The organism is Micromonospora sp. NPDC048999 (assembly GCF_040649295.1).
Lineage (GTDB): Bacteria > Actinomycetota > Actinomycetes > Mycobacteriales > Micromonosporaceae > Micromonospora.
Map to the genome: position 1 here is coordinate 213,742 of NZ_JBEZFI010000004.1, position 15,683 is coordinate 229,424.

The following is a 15,683-nucleotide window of genomic DNA, read 5'->3' on the forward strand; positions in this document are numbered from 1 at the left end:
CCGCTCAGGCGGCGCGGGCGGTCCAGCGGTCGCCGGAGCGCTGGACGATCAGGGGCAGGCCGAAGGTCTTGGACAGGTTGTCGGCGGTGAGGGTGTCGGCGAGCAGCCCCTGCGCCATCACGCCGCCGTCGCGCAGCAGCAGCGCGTGGGTGAAGCCGGGCGGAATCTCCTCGACGTGGTGGGTGACCAGCACCAGGGCCGGCGAGTCCGGGTCGTGCGCCAGCTCGGCGAGCCGACCGACCAGGTCCTCGCGCCCGCCCAGGTCGAGCCCGGCGGCGGGCTCGTCGAGGAGCAGCAGTTCCGGGTCGGTCATCAGGGCCCGGGCGATCTGCACCCGCTTGCGCTCCCCTTCGGACAGCGTGCCGTACGCCCGTTCGGCGAGGTGACCGACGCCGAACTGGCTGAGCAGCACGTGGGCGCGGGCCTCGTCGGTGCGGTCGTAGCTCTCCCGCCAGCGGCCGACCACCGACCAGGCCGCGGTGACCACGACATCGACGACCCGCTCGTCGGCGGGGATCCGCTCGGCCAGCGTGGCGGTGGAGTGGCCGATCCGGGTCCGCAGTTCGTTGACGTCGGTGCGGCCAATCCGCTCGCCGAGGACGTGCGCGGTGCCGGTGGTCGGGTGCAGCCGGCCGGCGGCCAGGTTGAGCAGGGTGCTCTTGCCGGCGCCGTTCGGGCCCAGCACCACCCAGCGTTCGTCCAGCTCGACCCGCCAGTCGACGTCCTGCAGCAGCGCGGTGCCGGACCGCTTGACGCCGACCCCGTCGAGGCTGACCACCAGATCCAGGTCACCAGTCACCAGTCCATCCAACCACGCAGGCGCCGAGCCTGCCCCCCACGGGTCGCGCCGCCGCCATATGGTGGTCCGGATGAGCGCGGTCATCGAGATCTCCGGTCTGAGAAAGACCTTCCATACCTTGCGCCAGGGGCGCCACGTCGCCGTCGACGGCTTCGACCTGCTGGTCGAAGCCGGGCAGGTCCACGGCTTCCTCGGGCCGAACGGCTCCGGCAAGACCACCACGCTGCGCGCCCTGCTCGGGCTGGTCCGGGCCGACGGCGGTCGGATGAGCGTGCTCGGGGCCGACTCGCCAGAGCGCCTGCCCGAGGTGGCGGGGCGGGTCGGCGCGATCGTGGAGAGCCCGCAGTTCTTCGGCAACTTCACCGCCCGTCGCACCCTGCGGCTGCTGGCCGTGGCCGGGGGTGTGCCCACGAGCCGGGTCGACGAGGTGCTGGAGCAGGTCGGCCTGCGGGACCGCGGCGAGGAGCGGGTGAAGGGCTACTCGCTGGGCATGAAGCAGCGGCTGGCGGTGGCGTCGGCGCTGTTGAAGCAGCCGGAGCTGCTGATCCTCGACGAGCCCGCGAACGGTCTGGACCCGGCCGGCATCCGGGAGATGCGGGACCTGATGCGGTCGCTCTCCGAGGCCGGGGTTACGGTGCTGCTCTCCAGCCACATCCTGGCCGAGATCCAGCTCATCTGCGACCACGTGACGATCATCAGCCGGGGCCGGCGGGTGGCGCACGGCCGGGTGGACGAGGTGCTGGCCGGCTTCGACCAGCACGAGTGGCAGGTCCGGGTGGCCGAGCCGGAGAGGGCCGTGGAACTGCTCGGGCAGGCCGGCCTGTCGGTCACCGCCCAACCCGATCACCTGCTGGTCGCCGGGGTCGACGAGCCGGAGCTGATCAGCCGCACGTTGGGCGAGCAGGGCCTCTGGGTACGCGAGCTGGTCCCGCTCCGCCCAGACCTGGAGAGCGTCTTCCTGGAGCTGACCGGCAGCACCCCGCACCCGAGCGTGCCCCGTCAGCTCGACGGGCCGGACGACGTGGTGATCGACCTCGACGTGCGCGAGAACCGGGAGGTGGGCGCGTGAACCTGGTCCGAGCCGAGCTGGAGCGGCTGACCGCCCGCCGTTTCGTGCAACTGATGGTGGTGCTGCTGCTGGTCGCCTTCGCGGTGACCGCGGCGACCACGCTGGCCGGGTCACACCGGCCCACCGAGGTTGAGCTGCGCGGCGCTCAGGAGCAGGCCGCCACGGAGATACGCCAGATGGAGGCGGCGCACGACCGCTGCCTCCGGATCAAGGCGGGGCAGGAGACGCCGACCGAGACCGACTACGTTCCGACGGATTGCGCCGAGATCGACCCGGGCCGGATGGACCGGCTGCCTATCGCGGCGAATTACCTCGAGGGCGTGTTCACCTTCTCCGTCGAGGCCCGGCCGCTGCTCTACTTCCTCATCGCGTTCCTGGTGCTCTTCGGGTTCCTGGTCGGTGCCTCCTACATCGGCGCCGACCTGAACTCCGGCGGGGTGGTCAACCTGCTGCTGTGGCGGCCGCGCCGCTGGGCGGTGCTCGGCGCCAAGCTGGGTACGCTGCTGGGCGCGCTGCTGGCGCTCTCCGCGGTGGCGTCGGCGGCGTATCTGGCGGTGTTCTGGTTGATCGGCCAGACGGCGGGACACCCCGGGTATCTGGACGGAGCATTCTGGGCGTCGCTGGGCGCCATCTACGGGCGTGGGCTGGTGCTGGTGCTGCTCGCTGGGGCGGTCGGCTTCGCCATCGCCACGCTGGGCCGACACACCGCTGCGGCGTTGGGCACGGTGGCCGCGTACCTGGTGGTGTGGGAGCTGGGCGCGCGGCTGGTGCTGGACATCCTCGACGCGGCCCGGCCGGACCAGTGGATGCTCTCCAGCTATCTGGCCGCCTGGCTCAACGGCGAGGTCAGCTTCTGGGACCGCCACGCCTGCCGGGGAAACTACGACTACAGCAGCTTCTGCGACGGCTCCTACCTGCTCGGCTGGGGATCGGGGCTGGCGGTGCTGCTCGGGTTGACGGTCCTACTGGTGGGGGGCGCCTTCACCGCGTTCCGCCGCCGCGACCTGATCTGAACGCGACCGGTACGGCCCCGCCCAGCGGGGCCGTACCCGGCCCGTCAGCCGACCGTCGAGCCGAACACCTCGTCGCGGACCGCGTCCAGCGCGGTACGCAGCGCGCCGTGCAGGATCGGCTCCTCGGTCAGCCCGGTGCTGACCACCCGCGGCCGGACCAGCGTGATCGCGGCGACCTCGTGCTGCACCCGCTCGGCCAGCGCCGCCCCGCCCGCCTGACCCACCTCGCCGGCGAGCACCACCAGCGGCGGGTCGAGCACCACGCAGGTGCTCGCCACGCCGAGGGCCAACCGGCGGGCCAACTCGTCCAGCATCGGTCCACCGGCGGTGCCGGCGGCGATCGCGGCGCGCACGGCCTCGTCGACGCGCTCCGCGGCGAAACCGTGCTCGGCGGCCACCGCGCGCACCGCGTCCGCGCCCGCGAGCTGCTGGAACGCCGGCTTGGCCCGCTTCGAGACGTCCCGCGGGATGGGCGCGCCGGGCACCGGCAGGTAGCCGATTTCGCCGGCCGCCCCGCTGCTGCCATGGTGCAGCCGCCCGCCGAGCACAATGGCCAGACCGACGCCCGCGCCCACCCAGACCAGCACGAAGTCCGACACGCCCTGAGCCGCGCCGGACTGGGCCTCGGCGACGGCGGCCAGGTTGACGTCGTTCTCGAAGACCACCGGGGTGTGCAGGTCCTCCCGGAGCGCGGCGAGCAGGCCGCGGTGCCAGCGCGGCAGGTTGAACGCGAAGGTGATGTCGCCGGTGCTCGGGTCGACCAGGCCCGGGGTGCCCAGCACGATGCGCCGCACGCTCGACAGCTCCGCGCCGGCGCTGCTCGCCGCCTGCACCACGGCGTTGTGCACCACGCCCACCGGGTCGTCGGTGTCCCGGGTGGACTGTTCCACTCGGCCGACAACCGCGCCGGTGATGTCGGCGCAGGCCGCCACCACGCGTTCGGCGCCGACGTCCACGCCGACCACGTACGCGCTGCTCGGGCGGACCGCGTAGAGCTGGGCGTTGGGGCCCCGCCCACCGGCCTGCTCGCCGACCCGGGTGACCAGGCCGCGCTCCTCCAGCCGCTCCACCAACTGCGACGCGGTCACCTTGGACAGCCCGGTCAACTCGCCGAGCCGAGCCCGGGTGAGCGGCCCGCGTTCGAGCAGCAGCTCCAGCGCCGCGCGGTCGTTGAGCGCGCGTAGCAGGCGGGGGGTGCCGGGCAGCCGGGTCGCACTCATGCCACGTCCTCTATTTTCAGTAAAGTTTGCTAACCACAAAAACGCCTGTACGGGGGTGTCCGTCAGCGTATCGGCCACCCCGATCCGGGTTCGTCGGACGACCCGGCAGGGAAAGGGGAGACTCGTGGGGCAGGATCCAGGACTCCGGCGGCTGGCGCTGGGCACACTGCTGGCGGCGTATCCGGGCCCGGTCCCGCCCGACTGGGCGGTGGACCTGCTCGCCGAGGGGCTCGCCGGGCACACTCTGTTCGGCACCAACATCCACGACCCGGCCCAGGTGGCGGCGGCCACCGCCGCGCTGCGCGCCGGCCGCCCCGACGCGATCATCGCGATCGACGAGGAGGGCGGCGACGTCACCCGGCTGGCGCACGCCACCGGCAGCCCGTACCCGGGCAACGCCGCGCTCGGTGCGGTGGGCGACGTGACGCTGACCGGCCAGGTGTACGCGGCGATCGGGGCGGAACTCGGGGCGCTCGGCATCAGCCTCGATTTGGCCCCCACCGTCGACGTGAACAGCGCCGACGAGAACCCGGTGATCGGCACCCGTTCGTTCGGCGCCGATCCGGCCCGGGTGGCCGCCCACTCGGCCGCCGCGGTCGCCGGCCTCCAGTCGACCGGGGTGGCCGCCTGCGCCAAGCACTTTCCCGGGCACGGCGCGACCGTCGCCGACTCCCACTACGAACTGCCCACCGTCGACGTGCCCCCGGCGGTGCTCCGCGAGCGCGACCTGCCGCCGTTCGCCGCGGTGATCGACGCCGGGGTACGCGCGATCATGACCGCGCACATCCGGGTCCCGGCGCTGACCGGCGAGGGCCCGGCCACGTTCAGCCGACCGGTCCTGGTCGACCTACTCCGCGACGAGTACGGCTTCACCGGCACGGTGATCACCGACGCGCTGGAGATGAAGGGCGCGGCGCTGGCCGCGGGCGGGGTCGGTCCGGCCGCCGTACGCGCGCTGGCCGCCGGGGCGGACCTGCTCTGCATCGGCGCGAAGGTCGACGCCGATCTGGTGGAACTGGTGGCCGGGGAGATCGTCGGCGCGCTCGGCGACGGCCGGCTGGACCGGGCCCGGGTCGAGGAGGCCGCCGGGCGGGCCGCCGAACTGGCCGCCGGGACCGGGGCCGACGCGGCTGGTGTCGGCGTGGTCGGGGCCGACGCGGCCGGGGCCGACGCGGCCGACGGCCTCGGCTACGCCGCGGCGCTGCGCGCGGTACGCGTCGAGGGCGACGTGACCGGCCTGATCGTGCCGCTGGTGGTGCAGGTGCACGCCGCCTCCACCATCGCCGAGGGGCGGGTGCCGTGGGGGCTGGGGCCGCACCTCGCCCGGGCCGAGGAGGTCCGGGTGGTCGCCGGCGAGACCGACCCCGACGAGCTGCGCCGGCGGGCCGGCGAACGACCGATCGTGCTGGTCGGCCGCCACCTGCACCGGCTGCCCGGGGCGAGAGGGCTGGCCGAGGCGCTGGCCGCCGCGCACCCGGTGACCGTGGTGGAGATGGGCTGGCCGGGTGCCTGGCGTCCGGCCGGGGCCCGCGCGTTCGTCACCACGTACGGCGCCAGCCACGCCAACGGGCGCGCGGCGGCGCAGGTGCTCGGCCTGACCGGCTGACCCGCCGCCCTAAGCGCCGCCCGTCGCTCCCCAGCCCGCCACCCGCCCCGCACCGTCAACGGCGGCCGGCCCGGCGCGCGTTCCTGGCACCCGGCCGGTTCCTTCTCGCTGCCTTTGGAGCTGATGGCGTGAACGACTCGCCCTGGGCGAGTCGTTCAGGCCATCAGCTCGAAAGGGCCCGACGAGGACAACCTCCGCCGGCAGCGGCCGATTCAGCTCCGCCGGTCTCGCGCCGCCCCTCTCTTGAACGCGTTCAAGTCCTGCCATACGCTGAGGGCGACTTCGATTTGAACACGTTCAAGAAAGGCGACGAGATGGACGTGAAGGTCTGGATGTACCTGGCCTACCTCGCGGTCAGCATCGGTCTGACCATCTGGGTGGCCCGGGCGCTGTCCCGTAACGGGCTGGTCTTCCTGGAGGATGTCTTCACCGACAAGCGGCTGGCGGACGCGATCAACAGCTTGCTGGTGGTCGGCTTCTACCTGCTCAACCTCGGCTACGTGACGGTGGCGATGAAGGAGGCCCGCGCGGTCGGCACCACCAGCCAGGCACTCGAGGAACTGTCCATGAAGGTGGGCTGGGTGCTGCTGGTCCTCGGCGCGCTGCACTTCTTCAACGTCTTCGCGCTCGGTCGGTACCGGCGCGGCCGGCTCCGCCAGCAGGCGGCCAGCCACCCGCCGCTCGCGCCGGTCGGCTATGTGCCAGCACAGCCCGGTGGCCGGCCGGTCAACCCCGCCGGCCCGGTCCAGTCCGGCCCGACGCACGCCGGACCCACGCAAGCCGGCCCGATGCCGCCGGCGCGATGACGGTCGTACCCGCCGGGCAGCCGGCGGATCCCACCGGGCACGGGGCCGGTGGGATCCGCTGGTTCACCGTCCTCTACGACGCGCACTGCCCGCTGTGTCGCGCCGCCCGGCAGTGGCTCGCGTCGCGCGCTCAGCTCGTACCCCTGGAGTTCGTGCCGGCCGGCTCGGTGGAGGCCCGGCGGCGCTTCCCCGGGCTGGACCACGACGCGACCCTGCGGGACCTGACCGTGGTGGCGGACACGGGCGCGGTGTACGCGGGCGACGGCGCCTGGTTCGCCTGCCTCTGGGCGCTGGCCGACCACCGCCGGACCGCGGAAAGGCTGGCCCGCCGCGACCTGCTGCCGCTGGCCCGGCGGGTGGTGGCGACCGCCTCCTCGGTACGCGAACTGGTCCGCCAGCCCTGGCCGAACCCGGGATACGGTGACCATGATGACCGAGCAGACTGCGTCGACGACCGGTGCGGGTGGCCCGCCCACCGGGGCGACGGCCCGGGGTGAGCAGACCCGGCAGCTGATCCTGGACACCGCGATGCGGCTGTTCCGCGAGCGGGGCTACACGCGTACCACGATGCGCGCGATCGCCCAGGAGGCCGGCGTGGCGGTGGGCAACGCCTACTACTACTTCGGCTCCAAGGAACACCTGATCCAGGAGTTCTACGCGGACACCCAGCACGAGCACCGGGCGACGGCCGCGCCGGTGCTCGCTCGGGAGCGGGACTTCGCCGCCCGGCTGGCCGGGGTGCTGCACGCCGGCGTGGACGCGCTGACGCCGTATCACTCATTCGCCGCCACCTTCTTCAAGACGGCGGCGGAGCCGACCTCGCCGCTCAGCCCGTTCTCGGCCGAGTCGTCGGAGCCACGGGAGGCGTCGATCGCGCTCTTCCGCGAGGCGCTGGAGGGGTCCACCGCCCGGGTGGACGCCGAGCTGCGCCCGGCGCTGCCGGAGCTGCTCTGGCTCGCGTACATGGGTGTGGTGCTCTACTGGGTGCACGACCGCTCGCCGGGGCAGCTGAAGACGCGGCAGCTGATCGATGGCGCGGTCCCGCTGGTCGACCGGCTGGTGGGGCTGTCCCGGCTACGCGTGCTGCGCCCGGTGACCCGCCAGGTGCTCACCCTCATCCACACGCTTCGCCACTGACGCGATCGCTCCACCGCCCCACCAGAGGGAAGCCGCGACACACGCGGGTGCTCCACCCCGACCTGTCGCACACGTGTCGGGTAGCGTCGTCTGGTCCGAAATTCCGGCCTACGACAGGAGAATCTCCGCGCATGGGCAAGAAGACGATCCAGGTCTCCGACTTCAGCGGCCAGGTGCTGCGCCCCGACGACGAGGCGGTCAAGGTCGTCGTGCTGGAACACCCTGACCTCGTCGCCGGGCCCGTGCAGTTGGACGCCACACCGCTGGAGGTGGAAAGCATCGACGACGCGGCGCTCGACGTGGCCGTGGTGGAGATCCACGACCAGCACGGCGGGGGCGAGCCACGGCGGGTGGTGCTGACCGCCAGCGAGTTCGATGCCATGGCCACCGACGTGCCAATGGCGCAACTGCTGCGTACCGCCGAGCGGGTGAGGCTGCCGAAGGCGCGGCGGAGCGCCGAGAAGGTCGACTACGGCACCATCGAGCACGCCGGCAAGCCGCACCGTGGTCGGGTGAACGAGGAGGAGGCGCGGCTGGTGCGCGAGCACCTCGACGAGGTCAACAAGCGCCTCGCCGACGCCGGGATCCGCCAGGTCGACCCGGCCGACCCGGAGCACGCGGCCCGCTACGGCTTCCCCACCGCCGACTGACGTCCCACCCCGCCGGGTACGCGCCCCCGTGCCGCGTACCCGGCCGGCGGTGCCGGGGGGTCGTCGCCGGTGCCCGTGTGGGCACCGGCGCTGCCACCCTCCGACCCTGCCGGCCAGGTGCCGTCCCGGGCTCCCACCTGCGGGGGATTCCGGTCCCCCGCGGGTGGGTCAGCGCCGCCGCGCCATCTCGAGGGCCCCGAGGACGGCCGCCTCCATGGTGTCCTTGCGCAGGCCCAGGCCGGCGAGGACGCCGTCGCCGGCCTCCTCCTCGATGAGGGCGAGCAGGATGTGCTCGGTGCCGATGTAGTTGTGCCCGAGTCGCAGCGCCTCCCGGAAGGTGAGTTCCAGGACCTTCTTGCCCCGCGCGTCGTAGGCAATGAGGTCCGGGACCTGGTCGACCTTCGCCGGCAGAGTCGCGGTGACGACCTCCCGCAGCCGCTCCAGGGGTACGCCCTGGGCCACGATCAGCGCCGCGGCGATCCCGTCCGGCTCGGCGAGCAGACCGAGGGCCAGGTGTTCCGGGCCGATCTCGGCGTTGCCGGCGGCCCGCGCCTCCTCCTGCGAGGCGATCACCACGTTGCGCGCCCGGGCGGTGAAGCGGCTGAAGCCGGCGTTCGGGTCGAGCGCCGCGGCGGCCGTCTCGGCCTTCGCGGCGGACCGCTTCTGGGCGGCCTGCTTGCTGACGCCCATGCTGCGGCCGATCTCCGTCCACGAGGCGCCCGAGCGTCGGGCCTGGTCGACGAAGTGCCCGATCAGGTGGTCGGCGATGTCGCCCAGGTGATCGGCGACCAGCACGGCGTCGGCGAGTTGGTCCAGCGCGTCGGCGTGCGTCTTCTTGATGCCCTCGATCAGGTCGTCGAGGCGTACCGGGTGGGTCATCTTCAATGGATCCGCCATGCGTCAACCATAGGTTGACGGGAAGCGTCCGTCAACCAGTAGTTGACGGACGCGTGGCCCCGACGGGTCAACACGGGTCAGCTGCTCCGGGCCAGCCGAAGAGCGAGGGCGGCGAAGCCGACGGCCTGCAGCGTCGCGCCGGCGACCTCGAACCACTCCGTGCCGGCGATCAGGCCGGTCACGTGCAGCACCGGCCAGGCGCAGATCCCGGCAGCGGCCCAGATCGGTACGGTCCGGGCGCGCAGCAGGGCGATGCCGAGCAGCAGCGTGCCCAGGATGTTTCCGGCCACGAAGAGCAGCAGGAACGGGATCGCGGCCTCGGAGCCGGCGTCCAGCACCGCGGCGTAGTCGCCGGTGGGGCCGCCGCGCTCGGCCATGGCCAGGGTGACGAAGCCCCCCATCACGGCGCCGAAGTACGCCACGTACCCGCCGATCATGAGGGATCCGCCGATGAGGCCGAGCCGGTTCGCCCGAGTCCGGGTGAACCCCATGGCGCCGAGCGTGGCCGGGATGATGAGCAGGCAGCCGATCAGGGCTGCGATGGTGCTCACCCGCAGCGGCGTCGGATGCGCGGCGGAGAGCGCGAGACTGTCCGCGCCGGTCTCGTCGCTGCCACCGTTGCGGGTGGCGACGGCGTAGGCGGCGTTGGCGACCACGAACCCCCACGGAGCGAGCACCATCGCGAGTGCGGTGCCGATGCGGCGTGGCGTGTCGGTCGGGGCGAGCGTGACGTCGCGGTCGAGGGTGGCGGTCATGATGTGGCCACCGCCGGCCGCCGCAGGCCCGGCCAGATCAGCACCAGGGCGATGACGGTGACCGCGAGACCGACGCCGATCAGCACCTCGTTCGCGGTGGAGATGGTGTCGTCGGCGAAGGCGGGCAGCGCGGCAAGCCCGGACAGGATCCGGGTGACGATCACCGTCACCAGGCCACCACGCCGTCCGCGCCAGGCGAACCCGGCGCCGGCGAGGGTGATCGCGCCGAGCAGGGTGATGACCACCGCCGCGGCGACCGGCGGCTGCCCCTCCCCGCCCACGCCGGAGAGCCAGGTGGCCAGATCGAGGAGCCCGAGCAGGCCGGCGATGGCCAGACCGACGGTGAAGGTGCGGGTATGTGTCACGGTTGCCCTCCCTTGAGCGAATGTTTCTGACCAGCAGTCTTGGCCCGCTGCCCGGTCCAGGGCATCGGTGCGGGCTCGGGACCCGGGGTGCGGGGAGGTACGGAGACGATCTCCGTGCTGGCACGTACCCGTTGGTGTCCTGGTGGGCTTACGGTGGGGGCCATGACCCTGCCGCGGCTGGTCGCGTACGCGATGACGGCGCTCGCCGTCCTGCTCGTCGGCGCGGGAAGCTGGCTGCTGACCCTCGGCGGCGACGCCGCCCAGGTCGGCTACTTCGCGAGCGCCTGCCTGCTCGCCGCCGCCTCCGTGGTCCTGGGCATGCTGATCGCGTCGAGGCGTCCGACCAATGTGATCGGTCCGCTGCTCACGTTCTTCGGGCTGCTCGCGATCTGGGGTGCCCTGACCGACGTCTACGCGTACGCCGTCGCGCATCATCCGGGGCGGCTGCCGGTGTCGTCGCTCCAGGTCACCATCGGCCAGGGCTCCTGGATGCTCAACTACGTGCCGGCGGCGCTGCTCATGCTCCTCTTCCCCGACGGGCGGCTGCTGCCCGGCCGACGCTGGCGGGTGGCGGCCGCCGGCCTCGTGGTCGTGCCGGGGGCGTTCATCGTGCTCGCCGGTCTCGACCCCGCCCCGTTCCCACCGCCGTTCGCGGACGTCGACCACGCCTTCGGCACCCCGTCCCCGGCGCTGGCGCGGGTGGTGGAACCGATCGGGATCGCCCTCCTGCTCGGTCTCCTCGCCCTGCTCGTCGCGTCCGCCTCGGCGATGGTGGTGCGATACAAGCGGGCCACCGACCCGGTACGCCGGGCGCAGGTGAAGTGGTTCGCGCTCGGTGCGTTCTTCCTGCCCGCGACGCTGCTGCTGTGCTGGCTGAGCTACCTGCTGCTCGACCGGCCGGACCTGGCCCTGGTCGGGGTCGTCGCGACCCTGATCGCGGTCCCGACGGCGACCGCGATCGGCATCCTCCGCCACGACCTGTACGACGTGGACAAGGCGCTGAGCGCCACGGTCACCTACGGGCTGGTCACCGCCGCGCTGCTGGCGTTCTACACGGTCGCCATGTTCGTCGCCGGCGTGGCGGCCGGGCGTACCTCGCCGGTGGCCGCGGCCGGCGCCACCGCGGTCTGCGCGCTCGCGCTGTCCCCATTACGCGTCCGGTTGCAGCAACAGGTGGACCGCCGGTTCTATCCCGCCCGCCGAGCCGCGCTCGCGGCGATCGAGGACCTGCGGGACCGGATGCACGCCGGTGAGGCGGCGCCGGAACAGCTCGAAGAGGCACTGCGACAGGCGTTACGTGATCCGGAGGTACGGGTCGGCTACCGGATGCCGGGGACGAATGAGCTGGTCACCGCGACCGGGGCAAGCCTCGCGGCGGCCGGGGACGCGACGGTGATCCGGCTGGGTGGCCAGCAGGTCGGCGTCCTCGTGCGCGGCGAGGCCACCACCCGCGAGCTGATGCGCGAGCTCGCCGACGCCTGCGCGCTGCTCGTCGAGGTGGTCCGGCTGCGGTTGCAGCTACGCCGAGCCCTGCTCGACGTGGAGGCCAGCCGGGCCCGGCTGCTCCGCGCCGGCTACGCCGAGCGGCTACGGCTGGAACGCGACCTGCACGACGGCGCCCAGCAGCGGCTCGTCTCACTCGGCATGGCGCTGCGCCTCGCCCAGCGGCGCCTGCCCGAAACCGACGTGGCCGGCCTGCTCGACCAGGCCGTCGCCGAGCTCGGCACGGCGGTCGCCGAGCTGCGGCAGATCGCGCACGGGCTGCGGCCGTCCAGCCTGGACGAGGGGCTGGCCAACGCGCTGACGATGCTGGTGCGCGCCGTGCCGCTGTCGGTCACGCTCGACGTCTGCCCCGAGCCGGTGCCCGAGGACCTCGCCACCACCGCCTACTACGTGGCCAGCGAGGCACTGGCGAACGTGGTCAAGCATTCCGGCGCCAGCGCCGTACACCTGCGGGTGTCCCGGGCGGACGGCGACCTGACCGTGCTGGTCCGCGACGACGGCGTCGGCGGCGCCCGCGCACGGCCCGGCGGCGGGCTGGCGGGCCTCGGCGACCGGGTGGCCGCCGCCGGGGGCTCGCTCACGGTGGCCGACCAGCCGGGCAGCGGAACGCTCGTCGAGGCGGTGCTCCCGTGCGGATCGTGATCGGCGAGGACTCGGCGCTGTTCCGCGAAGGACTGGCACGGCTGCTCGCGGATGCCGGCCACGAGGTGGTCGGCAAGGCGGTCGACGCGCCGAGCCTGCTGGCCGTCACCGAGGAGACCGAGCCCGACCTGGTCATCATCGACGTCCGGATGCCGCCCGACCACACCGACGACGGGGCCCGGGCGGCCCGGCAGATCCGCGCGCGGCAGCCGAGGCTCGGCATCGTGCTGCTCTCCCAGCACATCGAGACCCGACACTCGGTGGACCTGGTCACCGGCGGACGGTTCGGCTACCTGCTCAAAGACCGCGTCCTCGACGTCGACGACTTCCTCGACGCGCTGCGGCGGGTGGCCACGGGCGGGTCGGCACTCGACCCGGAGGTGGTCACCCGGCTCATCGGTCACCGGCCGCCGGACGACCCGCTCAGCACCCTCACCGCCCGGGAGCGGGAGGTCCTCGCGCTGATGGCTCAGGGGCTGACGAACGTCGGGATCGCCCGCCGACTGTGGCTCACCGAACGGACCGTCGAGGCGCACGTCAGCTCGATCATGGCCAAGCTCGGCCTGGCCTCCTCCGATGAGGACCACCGACGGGTGCTCGCGGTGCTCGTCCACCTCAGAAGGCCGCGTCACTCCGGCTGAACGCACCGCCCGGCGGGTATCGTGCCCGCCGACGCCGAGCGCATGACTCGGGCAAAGTCTCGTCACGACGAAGGGCGGCCGGGTGTCATCGATCGACGAGTTGGTGCAGCGCAGCGTGATGTTGAAGCGTGAGCTGCTCGACTACTCGCGGAAGCCGCGCTTCGACCGGGCGTTCCGGCAGGAGATCAGAGCCCGGTTCGGGCGGGTCGTCGTCGTCGAAGACGAGGGCGAGCTGTCAAACTTCTTCGACTGGTTCATTCAGGAGCACCGCCTGCACGACGGGCGCACCGTCGTCGACCTGTTCGTCGAGGCACATCCCAAGCTGTCCGACGCCGAGCGCGACTTTCTCCTCGGTTGGCGGGACGTACGCGAAGGCGTCTTCGAGGTGACCAGGCGCGATGGCTCCGTCCTGCACGCCGTGAACCTCGTCGACGATCTGCCCTACCGCATTCGCAGCAACGCCGACGAGTCGATCTTCGACCGGATGCCGCCGGGCTCGTATCTCGGCAGCCGGATCGTCCCCGTTCACGACGACTGGTTGCTCAGCGGCGGCACCGCCGTCTACTCCGCCCACCAACAGGCCAGCGCCTATCAAATGGCGATCCGGCTCGCGGCCGAGCAGCCCGCACTCGTCTTCCACAACCCGCAGCGCCTCGCCCATGCGTGGGACCTGCAACGCGCCCAACACGCCGCGTTCGTCGCGCACTTCGGCAGCGACGAGATCACCCTGAGCGTGGACGGGCTCGACAAGGCCATGCGCGAGTACTGGGACACTCACTCCGGCAAACCCGGCACCGCCCCACCGACCGACCTGGACTGGCTCGACGACTCGGTCGAATCCGTCGGCGTGATCTACGACCAGCAGAGCGGCCTCGGCATGTACGCCGACTACGACCTCGCCCAGCAGGCCTTCGCTGACCCGGATCTCATGCGCCGCCGCCGGTACAAGGAGGTCATCAAGGCGTACCTCCACGATGACAGCGTCGACCCGGTCCCGCTGCAGCGGCTCACCGCCCGCCACCCCGACAACGCCGATCGCGTCCTACGAGCGGCCACCGGCAAGCCCGCCTTCACCTGGCACGAACACGGTGAGCAACTGCTTCGCAAACACAAGGCCGACTGGTACGACAACAGCCATCTGCCCCGGGTCACCGTCTTCAGCGACCGCCTCGCCGCCCACATCCGGGCCGGACACCAGAAGTAAAGCCAACCACCCTTCCCGGTCAGGGTTACGGAACGATCGGAAGCAGGTCGTCGTCACGGCCGGTCTGGGTTAGCCCGGCGGCTGCGGCGATGGTCTCGACGGCCTCTTCGAGCGTGGTGGTCTCTGGGAGGACGAGTTCGTCGGGCCAGCCCAGCATGTCGTGGGCGGCGTACCAGCCGCTCATGTGCTCGACGGTGAACTCGTTGGCCTGCGGACGCGTGAGATGCCGGCGCAGGGTCTCGGGCAGGGACACGTCGAGGTAGCAGAACAGCGACCGACCCCGGTGGCCGTCACGGAGAGCGGTCAGCATGCTTCGGTAGCGGTCGGCGTGCATGATGCCGTCCAGCACCACGTGGTAACCGTGGTCGAGCGCGAACCGAACGGTCTGCGCGATCAGCGCGGGAGCCGCGCCGCCGGGCTTGTCCCGCTCCCGCAACACGATCCGGCGCAGGTAGTCCTGCTCGACCAGGGCGCAGCCCCGGCCGTGCCGGCGCCGTAACTGCCGGGCGATGCTGCTCTTGCCCGAGCCGGAGTTGCCCCGGACACACACGAGGATCGTTTCCGGGCTGCCGGTGGGCACGGTTTCAACGGACACGATGCCTCCTCCGGGGTCAGTCGTTGCGCACGGTGAGGCCCAGTGCGTCGACGGCCAGTTGGGTGACGTCAGGAAGTTGATCCTCGGTGAGGGTGACGCCGTGCAGATTGTCGAGGGGTGTCTTCAGTCCGTGAAGGCGGCTGCCCCGCAGGTCGGTGCCGTCGAGATGACAGGCGTCCAACTCCAAGCCGTCGACACCGCAGGACCGCAGCGCGATACCAGGAAGCCGGCAGGAGGACCAAGTGGCGTTGGTGAGGGTGCAGTCGGTGAAGGCGACCGAGCCGGCGGCGGTGACGCGCTGGAAGGTGGCGTAGTCGAAGCGGCAGCCGTCGAATAGGACGTCCTTGAGGCGGACGTCGGTGAGTCTGGTGCCGGTGAACCGTGAGCCGGTGATTGCGGACCGGTCGATGGTGATGCCGGTCAGGCTCGCGCCGGAGAAGTCGGTACGGGTGATCTCGCAGCCGTAGAGGCTGCCCGCTTCCCAGGTGCTCCCGCTGAGGTCCCCACCGCTGATCCGGCTGCTACGGATACGACAATCCTCCAGCTGCAGGCCATGCCAGGAGCCGCCTTCGACAATGGCGTCGGCGAGGCCGTCCCCCAATTCGGTCACGCTGTCGAGGTCGTCCGGGTCGAGGTCAGGCAGCAAGATCCTCACGTCGCCGATCGTGGTGGTGCGCATATGTCCTCAACCTGTGTAAGCGCGGGGCGGGCACGCCACCCCACGCGTCTCGGGTGGGTAGGCTACTTCTTTTTGTTCCAGTTGTCCCATCCCGCAAGGTCC

The 15,683-nt window shown here is 72.2% G+C and carries 17 protein-coding genes; 10 read left to right on the plus strand and 7 right to left on the minus strand.

What is annotated here, in order from left to right; all coding sequences use genetic code 11:
* Positions 1-4: 4 nt before the first annotated feature.
* Positions 5-799 carry an ABC transporter ATP-binding protein gene (locus AB0C02_RS08910; RefSeq protein WP_357542745.1) on the minus strand — a complete coding sequence of 265 codons (795 nt, stop codon included), beginning with the start codon at positions 797-799 and terminating at the stop codon, positions 5-7.
* 70 nt (positions 800-869) lie between these two features.
* Between AB0C02_RS08910 and AB0C02_RS08915 the strand changes: the two genes are divergently transcribed.
* Both AB0C02_RS08915 and AB0C02_RS08920 read left to right on the plus strand, forming a co-directional pair.
* The gene (locus AB0C02_RS08915; protein ID WP_357542747.1) at positions 870-1,868 is read left to right on the plus strand and encodes an ATP-binding cassette domain-containing protein; all 999 of its coding nucleotides are present in this window, start codon (positions 870-872) and stop codon (positions 1,866-1,868) included.
* On the plus strand, positions 1,865-2,881 hold the full coding sequence (locus AB0C02_RS08920) for an ABC transporter permease subunit (protein WP_357542749.1): 1,017 nt from the start codon (positions 1,865-1,867) through the stop codon (positions 2,879-2,881). The genes AB0C02_RS08915 and AB0C02_RS08920 overlap by 4 nt, the downstream gene beginning before the upstream one ends.
* A 44-nt stretch (positions 2,882-2,925) precedes the next feature.
* Here AB0C02_RS08920 and AB0C02_RS08925 read toward each other — a convergent pair whose 3' ends face one another.
* Positions 2,926-4,101 (minus strand): ROK family transcriptional regulator, encoded by a 1,176-nt coding sequence (locus AB0C02_RS08925; RefSeq protein WP_357542751.1) that lies wholly within the window; start codon positions 4,099-4,101, stop codon positions 2,926-2,928.
* 124 nt (positions 4,102-4,225) lie between these two features.
* Between AB0C02_RS08925 and AB0C02_RS08930 the strand changes: the two genes are divergently transcribed.
* The 5 genes from AB0C02_RS08930 (at position 4,226) to AB0C02_RS08950 (ending at position 8,300) form a co-directional block, all read left to right on the plus strand.
* A complete protein-coding gene (locus AB0C02_RS08930) occupies positions 4,226-5,707 on the plus strand; it encodes a glycoside hydrolase family 3 N-terminal domain-containing protein (RefSeq protein ID WP_357542753.1) in 1,482 nt (493 codons plus the stop codon).
* Between the two features lie 314 nt (positions 5,708-6,021).
* Positions 6,022-6,513 carry a hypothetical protein gene (locus AB0C02_RS08935; RefSeq protein WP_357542755.1) on the plus strand — a complete coding sequence of 164 codons (492 nt, stop codon included), beginning with the start codon at positions 6,022-6,024 and terminating at the stop codon, positions 6,511-6,513.
* Positions 6,510-7,010: a DCC1-like thiol-disulfide oxidoreductase family protein gene (locus tag AB0C02_RS08940; protein WP_357542757.1), complete on the plus strand. Its 501-nt coding sequence runs from the start codon at positions 6,510-6,512 to the stop codon at positions 7,008-7,010. The genes AB0C02_RS08935 and AB0C02_RS08940 overlap by 4 nt, the downstream gene beginning before the upstream one ends.
* Entirely contained in the window at positions 6,943-7,650 is a 708-nt protein-coding gene (locus AB0C02_RS08945) for a TetR family transcriptional regulator (RefSeq protein WP_357542759.1), read from the plus strand. Before AB0C02_RS08940 ends, AB0C02_RS08945 begins: the two co-directional genes overlap by 68 nt.
* A gap of 131 nt (positions 7,651-7,781) precedes the next feature.
* Positions 7,782-8,300, plus strand: coding sequence for a hypothetical protein (locus AB0C02_RS08950; RefSeq protein ID WP_357542761.1), 519 nt, complete (start codon positions 7,782-7,784; stop codon positions 8,298-8,300).
* Positions 8,301-8,468: 168 nt separating this feature from the next.
* Here AB0C02_RS08950 and AB0C02_RS08955 read toward each other — a convergent pair whose 3' ends face one another.
* The 3 genes from AB0C02_RS08955 to AB0C02_RS08965 all read right to left on the minus strand — a co-directional run bounded on the left by AB0C02_RS08955 (position 8,469) and on the right by AB0C02_RS08965 (position 10,317).
* Positions 8,469-9,197, minus strand: a complete 729-nt coding sequence (locus AB0C02_RS08955; protein ID WP_357542763.1) for a Clp protease N-terminal domain-containing protein — start codon at positions 9,195-9,197, stop codon at positions 8,469-8,471.
* Between the two features lie 77 nt (positions 9,198-9,274).
* Positions 9,275-9,952 (minus strand): hypothetical protein, encoded by a 678-nt coding sequence (locus tag AB0C02_RS08960; RefSeq protein WP_357542765.1) that lies wholly within the window; start codon positions 9,950-9,952, stop codon positions 9,275-9,277.
* Complete coding sequence (locus AB0C02_RS08965) at positions 9,949-10,317, minus strand: hypothetical protein (RefSeq protein WP_357542767.1); 369 nt, start codon at positions 10,315-10,317, stop codon at positions 9,949-9,951. The genes AB0C02_RS08960 and AB0C02_RS08965 overlap by 4 nt, the downstream gene beginning before the upstream one ends.
* 162 nt (positions 10,318-10,479) lie before the next feature.
* Between AB0C02_RS08965 and AB0C02_RS08970 the strand changes: the two genes are divergently transcribed.
* From AB0C02_RS08970 to AB0C02_RS08980, 3 genes are all read left to right on the plus strand, one after another.
* Positions 10,480-12,462 carry a histidine kinase gene (locus tag AB0C02_RS08970; protein WP_357542769.1) on the plus strand — a complete coding sequence of 661 codons (1,983 nt, stop codon included), beginning with the start codon at positions 10,480-10,482 and terminating at the stop codon, positions 12,460-12,462.
* Positions 12,450-13,103, plus strand: a complete 654-nt coding sequence (locus tag AB0C02_RS08975; protein WP_357542771.1) for a response regulator transcription factor — start codon at positions 12,450-12,452, stop codon at positions 13,101-13,103. Before AB0C02_RS08970 ends, AB0C02_RS08975 begins: the two co-directional genes overlap by 13 nt.
* An 82-nt stretch (positions 13,104-13,185) precedes the next feature.
* The gene (locus tag AB0C02_RS08980) at positions 13,186-14,307 is read left to right on the plus strand and encodes a hypothetical protein (protein WP_357542773.1); all 1,122 of its coding nucleotides are present in this window, start codon (positions 13,186-13,188) and stop codon (positions 14,305-14,307) included.
* Between the two features lie 25 nt (positions 14,308-14,332).
* Here AB0C02_RS08980 and AB0C02_RS08985 read toward each other — a convergent pair whose 3' ends face one another.
* Complete coding sequence (locus AB0C02_RS08985; protein ID WP_357542775.1) at positions 14,333-14,902, minus strand: kinase; 570 nt, start codon at positions 14,900-14,902, stop codon at positions 14,333-14,335.
* A gap of 16 nt (positions 14,903-14,918) precedes the next feature.
* Positions 14,919-15,581 carry a pentapeptide repeat-containing protein gene (locus AB0C02_RS08990; protein ID WP_357542777.1) on the minus strand — a complete coding sequence of 221 codons (663 nt, stop codon included), beginning with the start codon at positions 15,579-15,581 and terminating at the stop codon, positions 14,919-14,921.
* Positions 15,582-15,683 lie beyond the last annotated feature (102 nt).

Excerpts from the sequence above, each read along its gene's own strand:
- AB0C02_RS08925 (WP_357542751.1), bottom strand. The coding sequence starts at position 4,101 with ATGAGTGCGACCCGGCTGCCCGGCACCCCCCGCCTGCTACGCGCGCTC.
- AB0C02_RS08990 (WP_357542777.1), bottom strand. The coding sequence starts at position 15,581 with ATGCGCACCACCACGATCGGCGACGTGAGGATCTTGCTGCCTGACCTC.
- AB0C02_RS08970 (WP_357542769.1), top strand. The coding sequence starts at position 10,480 with ATGACCCTGCCGCGGCTGGTCGCGTACGCGATGACGGCGCTCGCCGTC.
- AB0C02_RS08935 (WP_357542755.1), top strand. The coding sequence starts at position 6,022 with ATGGACGTGAAGGTCTGGATGTACCTGGCCTACCTCGCGGTCAGCATC.
- AB0C02_RS08915 (WP_357542747.1), top strand. The coding sequence starts at position 870 with ATGAGCGCGGTCATCGAGATCTCCGGTCTGAGAAAGACCTTCCATACC.
- AB0C02_RS08955 (WP_357542763.1), bottom strand. The coding sequence starts at position 9,197 with ATGGCGGATCCATTGAAGATGACCCACCCGGTACGCCTCGACGACCTG.
- AB0C02_RS08950 (WP_357542761.1), top strand. The coding sequence starts at position 7,782 with ATGGGCAAGAAGACGATCCAGGTCTCCGACTTCAGCGGCCAGGTGCTG.
- AB0C02_RS08940 (WP_357542757.1), top strand. The coding sequence starts at position 6,510 with ATGACGGTCGTACCCGCCGGGCAGCCGGCGGATCCCACCGGGCACGGG.
- AB0C02_RS08960 (WP_357542765.1), bottom strand. The coding sequence starts at position 9,952 with ATGACCGCCACCCTCGACCGCGACGTCACGCTCGCCCCGACCGACACG.
- AB0C02_RS08945 (WP_357542759.1), top strand. The coding sequence starts at position 6,943 with ATGACCGAGCAGACTGCGTCGACGACCGGTGCGGGTGGCCCGCCCACC.